At 41.1% G+C, this 14,081-nt stretch carries 16 protein-coding genes and 1 other annotated feature; all 16 genes read left to right on the top strand.

Annotated features, from left to right (window positions below; translation table 11 throughout):
- Positions 1 to 99: 99 nt before the first annotated feature.
- Positions 100 to 363 carry a hypothetical protein gene (locus MK403_RS00620; RefSeq protein WP_268708621.1) on the top strand — a complete coding sequence of 88 codons (264 nt, stop codon included), beginning with the start codon at positions 100 to 102 and terminating at the stop codon, positions 361 to 363.
- A gap of 32 nt (positions 364 to 395) precedes the next feature.
- On the top strand, positions 396 to 989 hold the full coding sequence (locus tag MK403_RS00625) for an ATP-binding cassette domain-containing protein (RefSeq protein ID WP_268708622.1): 594 nt from the start codon (positions 396 to 398) through the stop codon (positions 987 to 989).
- Positions 986 to 2,170: a hypothetical protein gene (locus MK403_RS00630; protein ID WP_268708623.1), complete on the top strand. Its 1,185-nt coding sequence runs from the start codon at positions 986 to 988 to the stop codon at positions 2,168 to 2,170. Before MK403_RS00625 ends, MK403_RS00630 begins: the two co-directional genes overlap by 4 nt.
- A 157-nt stretch (positions 2,171 to 2,327) precedes the next feature.
- Positions 2,328 to 2,459: a sequence feature (ribosomal protein L20 leader region), on the top strand.
- 15 nt (positions 2,460 to 2,474) lie between these two features.
- Positions 2,475 to 3,005, top strand: a complete 531-nt coding sequence (infC, locus tag MK403_RS00635; RefSeq protein WP_000848184.1) for a translation initiation factor IF-3 — start codon at positions 2,475 to 2,477, stop codon at positions 3,003 to 3,005.
- A gap of 32 nt (positions 3,006 to 3,037) precedes the next feature.
- The gene (gene rpmI, locus MK403_RS00640) at positions 3,038 to 3,238 is read left to right on the top strand and encodes a 50S ribosomal protein L35 (RefSeq protein WP_001125942.1); all 201 of its coding nucleotides are present in this window, start codon (positions 3,038 to 3,040) and stop codon (positions 3,236 to 3,238) included.
- A gap of 51 nt (positions 3,239 to 3,289) precedes the next feature.
- Positions 3,290 to 3,649 (top strand): 50S ribosomal protein L20, encoded by a 360-nt coding sequence (gene rplT / locus MK403_RS00645; RefSeq protein WP_000124834.1) that lies wholly within the window; start codon positions 3,290 to 3,292, stop codon positions 3,647 to 3,649.
- A 58-nt stretch (positions 3,650 to 3,707) separates the two neighbouring features.
- Positions 3,708 to 4,088, top strand: a complete 381-nt coding sequence (gene gloA, locus MK403_RS00650) for a lactoylglutathione lyase (RefSeq protein WP_268708624.1) — start codon at positions 3,708 to 3,710, stop codon at positions 4,086 to 4,088.
- Positions 4,089 to 4,337: 249 nt separating this feature from the next.
- Positions 4,338 to 5,138 carry a dihydroorotate dehydrogenase electron transfer subunit gene (locus tag MK403_RS00655; protein WP_268708625.1) on the top strand — a complete coding sequence of 267 codons (801 nt, stop codon included), beginning with the start codon at positions 4,338 to 4,340 and terminating at the stop codon, positions 5,136 to 5,138.
- Positions 5,101 to 6,087: a dihydroorotate dehydrogenase gene (locus tag MK403_RS00660; protein WP_268708626.1), complete on the top strand. Its 987-nt coding sequence runs from the start codon at positions 5,101 to 5,103 to the stop codon at positions 6,085 to 6,087. Before MK403_RS00655 ends, MK403_RS00660 begins: the two co-directional genes overlap by 38 nt.
- 131 nt (positions 6,088 to 6,218) lie before the next feature.
- Entirely contained in the window at positions 6,219 to 8,228 is a 2,010-nt protein-coding gene (locus MK403_RS00665; RefSeq protein ID WP_268708627.1) for a glucosaminidase domain-containing protein, read from the top strand.
- 84 nt (positions 8,229 to 8,312) lie between these two features.
- Positions 8,313 to 8,549, top strand: a complete 237-nt coding sequence (locus MK403_RS00670) for a DUF2829 domain-containing protein (protein WP_000141913.1) — start codon at positions 8,313 to 8,315, stop codon at positions 8,547 to 8,549.
- The gene (locus MK403_RS00675) at positions 8,542 to 9,240 is read left to right on the top strand and encodes a 3-oxoacyl-ACP reductase (protein WP_125847238.1); all 699 of its coding nucleotides are present in this window, start codon (positions 8,542 to 8,544) and stop codon (positions 9,238 to 9,240) included. The genes MK403_RS00670 and MK403_RS00675 overlap by 8 nt, the downstream gene beginning before the upstream one ends.
- Positions 9,241 to 9,249: 9 nt before the next feature.
- A complete protein-coding gene (locus tag MK403_RS00680) occupies positions 9,250 to 9,978 on the top strand; it encodes a GNAT family N-acetyltransferase (RefSeq protein ID WP_268708628.1) in 729 nt (242 codons plus the stop codon).
- A gap of 41 nt (positions 9,979 to 10,019) precedes the next feature.
- A complete protein-coding gene (locus tag MK403_RS00685; protein ID WP_268708629.1) occupies positions 10,020 to 10,868 on the top strand; it encodes a putative PEP-binding protein in 849 nt (282 codons plus the stop codon).
- Complete coding sequence (locus MK403_RS00690; RefSeq protein ID WP_125847246.1) at positions 10,865 to 11,305, top strand: ASCH domain-containing protein; 441 nt, start codon at positions 10,865 to 10,867, stop codon at positions 11,303 to 11,305. The genes MK403_RS00685 and MK403_RS00690 overlap by 4 nt, the downstream gene beginning before the upstream one ends.
- Before the next feature lie 121 nt (positions 11,306 to 11,426).
- Positions 11,427 to 13,973, top strand: coding sequence for a M1 family metallopeptidase (locus MK403_RS00695; protein WP_268708630.1), 2,547 nt, complete (start codon positions 11,427 to 11,429; stop codon positions 13,971 to 13,973).
- Positions 13,974 to 14,081 lie beyond the last annotated feature (108 nt).

Raw genomic sequence — 14,081 nt, forward strand, 5'->3', positions numbered from 1 at the left:
TATATTAGTGAAATAAACTAAAAATCTGTTGCATAATACCGAGAAAAATGATATAATTAAAGCGCTTTCGAAAGTAAATAAATTAGTGAGGTGAAAACCATGAAAAAATCAGCAAAAGTCGTTTTATTGGCTAGTTTGTTATCTGTTGGTCTTTTTCAAACCAGTGCATCTGCTGTAACAGTCACTAAAAGTTACCGGTATGATTGGAATACCGCTTTTGAGTATAGTATGAATTATCACAACCATCAATATATTTGGATTCCGTCATGGTCTCGTTATAAAGGCTACGATGAGTATAAAATTGGCGGAGGATGGAATTACCATCGTTATGAAGTCATAAACTACTACAGCGGAGGTTATTAATCCTTAAAGAGTGAGAAAAAGGAGGGCTGGATATGTTAAATCTTACTCATGTTACCTTAAAAACGCGACAAGTCATCTTGCAAGATGCGGATTTCACCTTTAAAAAGGGTAGGATTTATGGCCTTCTTGCTATCAATGGCTCGGGAAAGACGACCCTGTTCCGAGCTGTGAGCAAGCTGCTTCCCCTTAGTAGTGGACATATCGCAGCCCCTCCTTCTTTGTTTTATTATGAGAGCGCTGAATGGCTGGATGGAAACTTAAGTGGGATGGACTACCTTCGTCTCATAAAAAATATCTGGAAGTCAGACCTAAACTTGGGGGACGAAATCGCCTATTGGGAAATGTCTGACTATATCAACCTTCCCATCCGCAAGTATTCCTTAGGCATGAAGCAACGCTTGGTGATTGCTATGTATTTCCTCAGTCAGGCGAAATGCTGGCTCATGGATGAGATAACAAATGGCTTAGATGAGTATTATCGACAGAAGTTTTTTGATAGGCTGGCACAAATCGATAGAAAAGAACAGCTGGTTCTTTTGAGTTCCCACTACAAAGAGGAGTTAGTGGAGATTTGCGATAGCATGGTAACCATTCGTCAGGGGCAGATAGAAGAGGTTCCGTTATGAAAGATATTAGCCTATTTTTGTTAAAAAAAGTTTTCAAAAGTCGTTTAAACTGGATTATCTTACTTTTATTTGCATCTGTACTCGGTGTTACCTTTTATTTACATAGTCAGACTGCAAACTCACACAGCTTGGAGAGCAGGTTGGAAAGTCGTATTGCAGCTAACGAGAGAGCTATCAATGAAAATGAAGAGAAACTCTCCCAAATGTCTGACACCAGCTCGGAGGAATATCAGTTTGCTAAAGAAAATTTAGACTTGCAAAAGAATCTTTTGATGAGAAAGAAAGAAATTCTAACTTTATTAAAAGAAGGGCGCTGGAAAGAAGCCTACTATTTGCAGTGGCAAGATGAGGAAAAGAGTTATGAAATTGTATCGAAGGAATCGACTTCTAGCTCTGACTTAAAAATGGCGGTTGACCGTGAACGGAAGATTTATCAAGCCCTGTATCCCTTGAACATAAAAGCCCACAATTTAGACTATCCGACCCACGGGATTGATCAGATTCTCTGGATTTTAGAGGCTATCATCCCAAGCTTGTTTGTGATTGGTATTATTTTTATGCTAACGCAACTGTTTGCAGAAAGATATCAAAATCATCTAGACACAGCTCAGTTATATCCTTTTTCAAAAGTGACATTTGCCCTGTCCTCTCTTGGAGTTGGGGTGAGTTATGTAACCGTGCTGTTTATCGGAATCTGTGGCTTTTCTTTTCTAGTGGGAAGTCTGATAAGTGGTTTTGGACAGTTGGATTATCCCTACCCATTCTATAGCTTAACCAATCAAGAGGTAACTATTGGGAAGATACAAGATGTGTTATTTCCTAGCTTGCTCTTAGCTTTCTTAGCCTTTATCGTCATTGTGGAAGTCGTCTACTTGATTGCTTACTTTTTCAAGCAAAAAATGCCGGTCCTCTTTCTTTCACTCATTGGGATTGTTGGCTTGTTGTTTGGTATCCAAACGATCCAGCCTCTTCAGAGTATTGCACATCTACTTCCCTTTACTTACTTGCGTTCAGTGGAGATTTTATCTGGAAGATTACCTAAGCAAATTGATAATGTCAATCTAAATTGGAGCATGGGGCTGGTCTTACTTCCTTGCCTGATTATCCTTTTGTTAGTGGGGATTCTACTTATTGAAAGATGGGGAAGTTCACGTAAAAAGGAAGTTTTTAATAGGTCTTAGCATTCCTATACGGAAGGTGAGGGAAGAACTAACACAGAGAGGGAACCAACTAGGTTCTCTCTTTTTGATGCAGACATCAAGAAGAAAACAGAAAGTTTTTCGAAAAATTGACTTTTTATCTTGACAAGGGATAGAAAACTTGGTATCATATAAAAGTTGAGAAAAGCAGAAGTGAGAGCTTCTCGCCTTGTGACATCAAGTTGCCTGGCCCTACGGATGAAAAGTTTCTAAGAAACGCTATCATAACGTGCGGGCTTGTATCATTACAAGCCCGCTCTTGTTTTTCTCTAATAATAAAAAAGAGGTGAAAACCATAGCAAAGCAAGACTTATTCATCAATGATGAAATTCGTGTACGTGAAGTTCGCTTGATCGGTCTTGAGGGAGAACAGCTAGGCATCAAGCCACTCAGCGAAGCGCAAGCATTGGCTGATAGTGCAAATGTTGACTTAGTATTGATTCAACCCCAAGCAAAACCGCCTGTTGCTAAAATTATGGACTACGGCAAGTTCAAATTTGAGTATCAGAAAAAGCAAAAAGAACAACGTAAAAAACAAAGTGTTGTTACTGTGAAAGAAGTTCGTCTGAGTCCAACTATTGACAAGGGAGACTTTGACACAAAACTTCGCAATGCACGTAAATTCCTTGAAAAAGGAAATAAAGTTAAGGTATCTATTCGCTTTAAGGGTCGTATGATTACCCATAAAGAGATTGGTGCAAAAGTTTTAGCCGAGTTTGCTGAAGCAACACAAGATATTGCGATCATCGAACAACGAGCTAAGATGGATGGACGCCAAATGTTCATGCAGTTGGCGCCAGCAACTGACAAAAAATAATTGTCAGAAAGTTAAATAAAGGAGAAAAAATCATGCCAAAACAAAAAACACACCGCGCATCAGCTAAACGTTTCAAACGTACAGGTTCTGGTGGACTTAAACGTTTCCGTGCTTACACTTCTCACCGTTTCCACGGAAAAACTAAGAAACAACGTCGTCATCTTCGTAAAGCATCTATGGTGCATTCAGGAGATTTCAAACGTATCAAAGCAATGCTTACTCGCTTGAAATAATAGCCTAACAGTAAGTAAACAATTCTAGGAAATATTTGGAGGAAATAAAACATGGCACGTGTTAAAGGTGGCGTTGTATCACGCAAACGTCGTAAACGTATTCTTAAATTAGCAAAAGGTTACTATGGAGCTAAACACATCTTGTTCCGTACTGCAAAAGAACAAGTAATGAACTCTTACTACTATGCATACCGTGACCGCCGTCAGAAAAAACGTGACTTCCGCAAATTGTGGATCACTCGTATCAACGCGGCAGCTCGTATGAATGGACTTTCATACTCACAATTGATGCATGGTTTGAAATTGGCTGAAATCGAAGTTAACCGTAAAATGCTTGCTGACTTAGCTGTTAACGATGCAGCAGCTTTCACAGCTCTTGCAGATGCAGCTAAAGCAAAACTTGGTAAATAATTACTTTTAAGACTGGAACAGGATTGTCCCAGTCTTTTTAGAAATAAAGGAGAAAGCTATGGCTTCAAAAATGCTACACACTTGCTTGCGAGTAGAAAACCTTGAAAAATCAATCGCATTTTATCAAGACGCTTTTGGTTTTAAAGAATTACGTCGCAAGGATTTTCCAGATTATGCCTTCACCATTGTCTATCTAGGACTTGAGGGTGATGACTACGAGTTGGAATTGACCTATAACTATGACCACGGCCCTTACGTGGTAGGAGATGGCTTCGCCCATATCGCCCTCAGTACACCTGATCTTGAAGCTCTTCATCAAGAGCACAGTGCAAAAGGATATGAAGTGACTGAGCCAAATGGTCTACCAGGAACTGCACCAAACTATTACTTTGTCAAGGATCCTGATGGCTACAAGGTTGAAGTCATTCGTGAAAAATAATCGAGTAATGTCAAGTAGAATGTTCGTTTTCTACTTGACTTTTTTTCTTTGAAAGAGTATACTAATACAAATTTAACCTTTAAGGGGAGTCCAGAGAGACTCACAAGGTGTCAGATAAAAGGGATAGGGGGGGACTCTCTGTGGAGACTTTTTAAGTGTGCGCATGAGTTCTAGCCTAACCCAACTGAGGCCTTGCATTAGCAAGGTCTTTTCTTTATCTGGTCCCCTTAAAATTTAAGGAGGAAAATCATGAATCCCACATGTAAGAAACGTTTGGGTGCCATTCGTTTGGAGACCATGAAGGTGGTCGCTCAGGAGGAAATTGCGCCAGCAATCTTTGAATTAGTTCTAGAAGGGGAGATGGTTGAAGCCATGCGAGCAGGCCAATTTCTACATCTACGTGTGCCTGATGATGCCCATCTCTTGCGCCGTCCTATTTCAATTTCGTCTATCAATAAGGATAAGAAGCAGTGTAATCTCATTTATCGGATTGAGGGTGCTGGTACAGCTATTTTTTCAACCTTACGTCAGGGAGATACTCTTGATGTGATGGGGCCTCAGGGAAATGGTTTTGACTTATCTGATCTGGAAGACCAGAACCAAGTTCTCCTCGTTGGTGGTGGGATTGGGGTTCCACCCTTGCTTGAGGTGGCTAAGGAATTGCATGCGCGTGGGGTGAAAGTAGTGACAGTCCTCGGTTTTGCTAATACGGATGCTGTCATCCTTGAAAAGGAATTGGCCCAATATGGTCAGGTCTTTGTAACGACAGATGATGGTTCATATGGTATCAAGGGAAATGTGTCAGTCGTCATTAATGACTTAGACAGTCAGTTTGACGCCGTCTACTCATGTGGAGCTCCAGGAATGATGAAGTACATCAATCAAAGGTTTTATGACCACCCAAGAGCCTATCTATCTCTAGAATCTCGTATGGCTTGCGGGATGGGGGCCTGCTATGCCTGCGTTCTAAAAGTGCCAGAAAGTGAGACGGTCAGTCAACGCGTCTGTGAAGATGGTCCTGTTTTCCGTACAGGAACAGTTGTATTATAAGGAGAAAGTCATGACTACAAATCGCTTACAAGTTTCTCTATCAGGCTTGGACTTGAAAAACCCCATCATACCAGCATCAGGCTGTTTTGGTTTTGGTCAAGAGTATGCCAAGTACTATGATTTAGACCTTTTAGGCTCCATTATGATCAAGGCGACGACACTTGAACCTCGTTTTGGCAACCCCACTCCAAGGGTGGCAGAGACACCTGCTGGTATGCTCAATGCAATCGGCTTGCAAAATCCTGGTTTAGAGGCTGTTTTAGCTGAAAAGTTACCTTGGCTGGAAAGAGAGTATCCTACACTTCCCATCATTGCCAATGTAGCTGGCTTTTCAAAACAAGAGTACGCTGCTGTTTCTCGAGGAATTTCTAAGGCGGCTAATGTAAAAGCGATCGAGCTCAATATCTCTTGTCCTAATGTGGATCACGGCAATCATGGACTTTTGATTGGGCAAGATCCTGATCTGGCTTATGAAGTGGTAAAAGCGGCTGTGGAAGCCTCTGATGTGCCAGTTTATGTCAAGCTAACTCCTAGCGTGACGGATATTGTCACCATTGCCAAAGCCGCGGAAGACGCAGGAGCAAGTGGTTTGACCATGATCAATACTCTAGTCGGTATGCGCTTTGACCTCAAAAACAGAAAACCAATCCTAGCAAATGGAACAGGTGGGATGTCTGGTCCTGCAGTTTTTCCAGTCGCCCTCAAACTCATCCGCCAAGTCGCTCAAACTACAGACCTTCCCATCATCGGAATGGGGGGAGTGGATTCGGCTGAAGCTGCGTTAGAAATGTATTTGGCTGGCGCATCTGCTATCGGAGTTGGAACAGCCAATTTTACCAATCCTTATGCCTGTCCCGATATCATCGAAAATCTGCCAAAGGTTATGGACAAATATGGCATTAGCAGCTTGGAAGATCTCCGTCGAGAAGTTAAAGCCAGTCTGAGATAAACGAGGTCTTCCTTATCGTAAACAAGACATAGAATCTTCATCAATTTGTAATATTTCCGTTAGTCAACTATGTTACAATAGGTTTTATAAAATAGTAATAGTGTAGATCGTTTTCTACTGAGGAGAATAAAATGAAGAAGATACTACTTGCAAGTACTGTTGTTCTTTCTATGGCAGGATTTGCAAAGACATCTGTATATGCTGAAGAATCTCAGATTACGAAAAAAACTCAGACCACAGATGTAGTCGAGAAAAAAGAGGAAGCTGCTCCCAAGAAAGAAGTTCCTAAAGTCGAGGCGAAAAAAGAGCCAGCTGTAAAAGAGGAAAATCCTTCCAAAAAGGAAAAAAAAGAGGAAGTTATCAAGGAAGGTTGGCAGAAAGAACAAGGAAACTGGCGTTTTTATGAAAATAACCAGCCTGTCGTAAACTGGAAAAAAATCGGTGGTGTCTGGTATTACTTTGATAAAAACGGCATTGTGCTCAGTAATACTATAGTTGATGGTTACCTTATCAAAGGTAACGGTGCTATGGCAGAAAACGATTGGGTGAAAATATCTGACAAGTGGTACTATGCCACAGCTTCAGGCAAGATTTCCCATAATAAGTGGGAAAAGATTGAAGGTGTCTGGTATTACTTTGATAAAGATGGTGTCATGCTTAGTCGCACCATCTATAATGACTATCTCTTCCAAGGTAGTGGTGCCATGGCAGAAAATGATTGGGTGAAGATTTCTGACAAGTGGTACTATGCTACAGCTTCAGGTAAGATTTCACGAGACAAATGGGAAAAAATTGAAGGTGTCTGGTATTACTTTAATAAAGATGGTGTCATGCTTAGTCGCACCATCTATAATGACTATCTCTTCCAAGGTAGTGGTGCTATGGCAGAAAACGATTGGGTGAAAATATCCGACAAGTGGTACTATGCTACAGCTTCAGGAAAAATTTCCCGCAATAAATGGGAAAAAATCAAAGGGACATGGTACTATTTCAATAGCGATGGTGTGATGGCGAGTAGCCAGTGGAAAACTGACTACTATCTGAAAGATAGTGGCGCTATGGCGGAAAAAGAGTGGATTTTTGATAAATCCTACAATAGCTGGTTTTACTTGAAGTCAGGTGGGGCCTACGCTTCCCGTGAATGGATTGGTTCATACTACCTTAAATCAGGTGGCTATATGGCCAAAAATGAATGGATTTTTGACAAAGATTACGATGCTTGGTACTATCTAAAAGATGATGGTCGATATGTAACAGGTACTTTCACGATCAAAGGTAAAGAGTATTCCTTCCAGAATAATGGAAAGTGGATCTCAGAGGCAAAATATTACAAAGTGAAACCAATTACTGCTTACGTCTATAGCGCTTCTGGTGAAAGATTGAGTTATGTATCGCAAGGAACCATAGTTTCGCTTGGAGATGCCCAATCTAAAAAAGATAGTCAAATACCAGTCAATATTTCTGGTTTATCCGGCTTCATGAATAAAAGTGATTTAGTAGCTATTGATAAAGATAGTGAGTTTGTCCCTCATTATACAAGCGATGGCAAGTATTTTTACCATGAGTTGTCACCTTATGTGAGTCTCCGTGTTGCTCCACATAGCTCAGCTATGACTATTGGTAAGAAATATTATTCAACTGATGGAATTCATTTTGATGGCTTTACCATTGAAAATCCTTTCCTCTTTAGAAATTTGACTAAACCAAGTAATTACAGTGCAGCTGAATTGGATAAAGTTTATTCTTTGATGAATATTCGGGATAGTCGCCTCGCTGGTAAGGGAGCTGTTTTTAAGGAAGCTGAGGAACGATATGGTGTGAATGCTCTTTATCTGATGGCCCATAGTGCACTTGAGAGTGCTTGGGGACGGAGCCAGATAGCTAAGGATAAGAATAATTTCTTTGGAATTGCAGCTTATGATTCGAGCCCGTATACCTCAGCCAAGAAATTTGATGATGTGGATAAGGGGATCCTCGGCGCGGCTAAGTGGATTCGTGAGAACTACATTGACCGTGGAAGAGACCACTTGGGGAACAAGGCGACAGGAATGAATGTTCTCTATGCTTCGGACCCATACTGGGGAGAGAAAATTGCTAGTATCATGATGACTATCAATAGCAAACTTGGTGGAAGAGATTAAGGAAGAATAAAATCGGGAACCATGATAGATTGGTTCCCGGTTTTTTGTTATAATAAAAATAAGTAGACAACAAAGGAGACAGTCATGACATTTGAAGAAATCCTGCCTGGCTTAAAGGCTAAGAAAAAATATGTACGTACTGGTTGGGGAGGGGCTGAAAACTATGTCCAACTTTTTGATACCATTGAGCAAAATGGTGTAGCTCTTGAGGTGACGCCCTATTTCCTAATCAATGTGTCTGGAGAAGGGGAAGGCTTTTCCATGTGGAGTCCGACACCTTGTGATGTTTTGGCGACGGATTGGGTAGAAGTGCATGACTAGACGCGTTTTAATCACGGGAGTGAGTTCAGGTATTGGACTAGCTCAAGCTCGCCTCTTTTTAGAGAATGGCTATCAAGTTTATGGTGTGGATCAAGGAGAAAAGCCAGATTTAGATGGTGGTTTCCACTTTTTACAGAGAGATTTAACTCTTGATTTAGAGCCAGTTTTTGACTGGTGTCTTCAGGTGGATGTTTTGTGCAATACTGCTGGAGTTTTGGATGATTACAAACCCCTTTTGGAACAATCAGTCCAGGAAATTCAAGAGATTTTTGAAATCAATTACGTGACTCCAGTTGAGCTGACTCGACATTATTTGACACAAATGCTGGAAAGTAAAAAGGGAATCATAATCAATATGTGTTCTATTGCTTCAAATCTAGCAGGAGGTGGTGGTCACGCCTATACTTCCTCTAAGCATGCCTTGGCTGGATTTACCAAGCAGTTGGCTCTAGACTATGCTGAAGCTGGGATTCGGGTCTTTGGGATTGCTCCCGGAGCAGTCAAGACAGGTATGACTACTGCGGACTTCGAACCCGGTGGCTTAGCAGACTGGGTAGCTAGTGAAACTCCTATCAAGCGCTGGATCGAGCCAGAGGAAGTAGCAGAGCTTAGCCTTTTCTTAGCAAGTGGAAAAGCAAGTGCCATGCAAGGACAAATCATTACAATAGATGGTGGTTGGAGTTTGAAGTAGGGGGATCTGATGGAACTATTTAAAACATGGAAGAAAAATATGGTTCTCTATGGTCTTAAATCTCAAATCGGAACTGTCTACCAAAACAGTGATAGGACAACAAGCTTTTATGATGTTGGGAATTTTTTATACCTAGCAGGGGAATTGAATTCCAGATTTTGGGAAGATTTTGTTAGGAAATATGGTTTAGATTATAAGATTATTATTTCAGAAAATACCAATTGGCAAGATTTTCTGCATCGGAAAGTAGGGCTAAATTCTTTTACTCGCTATTCTTTTAAAGATAAGGCAAATTTTCAAGTTGAATTTCTAAATGATCTAGTTACTCATTTAGAGGAAGGTTACAATCTTGTGCCTATTGATAATCATATTTATAACTGCTTTTCTGAGGAAGAATGGTCACAAGATTTACAGGGGGATTTTGAGTCCTATCAGGATTTTGTTTTAAAAGGTGGATTTGGCTTTGTGATTCTTAAAAATAATGAACTGATTGCTGGGATTTCCTCAGGGTTAGTTTACCGTGGAGCAGTTGAAGTGGAAGTTGCAACTAGACCAAACGAACAAGGGAATGGATTTGCTAAAAACCTTGGTGCTGCAATGATTCTAGAGAGTTTAAATAGAGATATGTTTCCACTTTGGGATGCTCATAACGAGGCTTCCAAAAAAGTAGCAGAATTTTTAGGATATGAGTTAGTTGAACCTTATGAAGCTTTTGAACTAGAGGAAAGTTTCATATAATGATATTTGATATTGTATCTTTTAAGACGAGGTGAATGGCTATGAAAAACCAGTTAGCCCTTAGTGGCGAGAAAATCGCTGAAAAAGTTTACCCACAACTATTTCACCATGTTGGTATGATTCGTGGGGAATACTTGTTGAGAGAGCTCAATCAAAACATACTATTACTAAGTTGTCAGCAATTTGTGAAAGATTATCTGAACTCTATTTGCTCCTTGTACTCAGACGATGAGGTCTGGTATCGTTTTTCAGAATTAACGAATATAGAAGCAAATTTTTTAGAGGGGACTAAAGAGCATTTTGATGAAAATCATCCCTTGTTTGGTTATAGAGGAACTAGGCGCTTGCTGGCGTGTCCTGATGAATTTCAGGCTGAAGCACATGTCGTTACAGAAGTTTATCAAACAAATCCCAATCTGTCTGTTATCTTTCCTTTTGTCAATGATGCTGAGCAGTTAAAGCAAGCTATTAGAGTATTGCGTCAGCAGGGTTTTACTGGGAAAATTGCCACGATGATTGAATTGCCGTCAGCTTATTTTGACTTGGATAGAATAATAGAAACGGGTATTTCAAAGATTATAGTTGGAATGAATGATTTAACTTCTTTTGTTTTTGCGACTGTGAGAAATAGTCAATGGCATGATATGGAAAGTCCAATAATGTTAGATATGCTAAGACAGATGCTGGATAAAGCAAGTATGAAAAAGATTGACTTTGCTGTAGCAGGCTATCTGAATGCTTCTTTCATACAAAAAATGAATCAGATGGGTATCAAATGCCTTATCCACTACAGTTCTATTCCAGAGATTTTTGATTTAGAGATTGACCATCCAGACCACCTCAAAAGTATAAAAGAAGTAAGTAAAAAATTACAAAGGAGCAACCCATGACACCGCAAGAAATGTGGAATGCATATAAGCAAATTAACCCCTCTATCGGAGATGAGATAGATGCCTGGGCTTTTGGAGTGGAAGCAGATACCTTGGCAGATTTGGTTTTAAAAGGCGAAAAGACAGCAACTGCCTCAGCCTATGACCTCTATGCACTAGAAGCCGAACCTCTTCCGCGAGAAGGTACCTTTGACGTCATTTTAGACAGTCAAGATCAGGCTGTCTGCATTGTCGAAATTACAAAGGTTTCTGTTCAGCCTTTCAATCAAGTTTCTGCTGACCATGCCTACAAGGAAGGGGAGGGGGACAAATCTTTGACCTATTGGCGTCAGGTTCATGAGGACTTTTTCACCGAGTGGATGAGGGAAGCCGGACTGACTTTTTCCCCTGACAGCAAGGTTGTTTTAGAAGAATTTTGCAAGGTCTACCCACTCTAGGCTGCAGAAGGAAGAAAGTTTTGGAAATTACCGTCCAATCCTTTTTTCTTAAGCAAAACATGATATAATAAGTTTGTTTGAAGAAGAGTAGCAGCTCTTAAACTTAGAATAGGAGAAAACTATGCAAGCAGTTGAACATTTTATTACCCAATTTGTTCCTGAACATTATGATTTATTTTTAGACTTGAGTCGTGAGACCAAGACCTTTTCTGGGAAGGTGACCATTACTGGTCAAGCACAAAGTGACCGTATTTCCCTTCACCAAAAAGACTTGGAAATCACTTCTGTAGAAGTTGCGGGTCAAGCTCGTCCATTTACAGTTGACCATGACAATGAAGCCCTTCATATCGAATTGGCTGAGGCTGGTCAAGTTGAATTGGTCATTGCTTTTTCAGGAAAAATCACAGACAACATGACAGGGATTTATCCTTCTTACTACACTGTTGATGGTGTCAAGAAGGAAGTCTTGTCTACCCAGTTCGAGAGCCACTTTGCGCGAGAAGCCTTCCCATGCGTGGACGAGCCAGAAGCCAAAGCAACTTTTGACCTTGCTCTTCGTTTTGACCAAGCAGAAGGTGAAGTGGCCTTGTCAAACATGCCAGAGACTGACGTTGAAAACCGTAAGGAAACAGGCATCTGGAAGTTTGAAACAACACCTCGCATGTCTTCTTACTTGTTAGCCTTTGTAGCAGGTGATTTGCAAGGGGTGACCGCTAAAACTAAAAACGGTACTCTTGTAGGTGTCTACTCAACGAAAGCTCACCCACTATCTAACCTTGATTTCTCACTAGACATCGCCGTTCGCTCAATCGAATTTTACGAAGATTACTACGGAGTTAAGTACCCAATTCCTCAATCTCTCCATATCGCACTCCCTGACTTCTCAGCTGGTGCTATGGAAAACTGGGGTCTGGTAACCTACCGTGAAGTTTACTTGATTGTCGATGAGAACTCAACCTTTGCTAGTCGACAACAAGTTGCCCTTGTTATCGCCCACGAGCTTGCCCATCAATGGTTTGGTAACCTCGTTACTATGAAATGGTGGGATGACCTCTGGCTCAATGAAAGCTTCGCTAACATGATGGAATACGTCTGTGTCGATGCCATCGAGCCAACTTGGAATATCTTTGAAGACTTCCAAACAGGTGGTGTGCCGGGAGCACTTAAACGTGATGCGACTGATGGCGTTCAGTCTGTCCACGTCGAAGTTAAACACCCAGATGAAATCAATACGCTCTTTGACGGAGCTATCGTCTATGCCAAAGGAAGTCGCCTCATGCACATGCTTCGTCGTTGGCTAGGTGATGCGGATTTTGCTAAAGGTTTGCACGCCTACTTTGAAAAACATCAATACAGCAATACAATTGGTCGTGACCTTTGGAATGCCCTTGGTCAAGCGTCAGGTCGTGATGTTGCGGCCTTCATGGATTCTTGGTTGGAACAACCTGGTTATCCAGTTCTCACTGTCAAAGTTGAAAATGATGTCTTGAAGATTTCACAAAAACAATTCTTCATCGGTGAGCACGAAGACAAGAACCGTCTCTGGGTTGTGCCACTGAACAGTAACTGGAAAGGCTTGCCAGATACACTCGAAACTGAAAGTATCGAAATCCCTGGCTACGCCACTCTTCTTGCTGAAAACAAATCAGCCCTTCGTCTTAACACGGAAAATACAGCCCACTACATTACAGACTATCAAGGAGACTTGTTAGATGCTGTTCTTGCTGAGCTAGAGACACTTGATAACACAAGCAAACTACAAATCGTTCAAGAACGTCGTTTGTTGGCTGAAGCAGGACACATTTCTTATGCGGACTTGCTCCCAGTTCTTGATAAACTTGCTAAGGAAGAGTCTTACCTTGTTGTTTCAGCTGTTTCTCAAGTGATTTCTGCCCTTGAGCGCTTTATCGATGAAGGAACAGAAACTGAGAAAGCCTTTAATACACTCGTTGCTAAATTGGCTCGTCACAACTATGACCGTCTTGGTTTTGAAGCCAAAGATGGAGAATCAGATGAAGACGAATTGGTTCGTCAGTTGACCATTTCCATGATGATTCGTTCAAATGATGCAGAAGCTAGTCAAGTCGCTAGCCAAATCTTTGCAGCTCACAAGGAAAATCTTGCAGGACTTCCAGCAGCCATCCGTGCTCAAGTTCTCATCAATGAAATGAAACACCATGAGACCAAGGATTTGGTCGCAACTTATCTGGACCACTATACTCATGCGACAGATGCTGTTTTCAAACGCCAGTTGGCAGGAGCTCTTGCTTACAGTACAGATGCGAACAATATCCAAACCTTGATTCGTTCATGGAAGGATAAGTTTGTTGTGAAGCCACAAGACTTGTCTGCTTGGTATTACCAGTTCCTAGATCATCAAACAACTCAAGAAACTGTTTGGGTCTGGGCGCGTGAAAACTGGGCTTGGATCAAGGCAGCTCTTGGTGGGGATATGAGCTTTGATAGCTTTGTTATCCTACCTGCCCATGTATTTAAGACTGAGCAACGCTTGGCAGAATACAAGGAATTCTTTGAACCACAACTTTCTGACCTAGCTCTTAGCCGCAACATTCGTATGGGAATCAAGGATATCGCAGCGCGTGTTGACTTGATTAAGCGTGAGAAAGCAGCAGTAGAAGCTGTTGTAGCTCAATATGGCAAAGCTTAATTCGTTCGAAATGTAAACAAAAACTCAACTTTCTATCTTAAAAGAAGAGAGAGTTGAGTTTTTTTTAAGGCAATTTTGGTATAATAATCATAACAAGGAGGAGTTTCT

The organism is Streptococcus oralis (assembly GCF_026782285.1).
GTDB classification, from domain to species: domain Bacteria; phylum Bacillota; class Bacilli; order Lactobacillales; family Streptococcaceae; genus Streptococcus; species Streptococcus oralis_CG.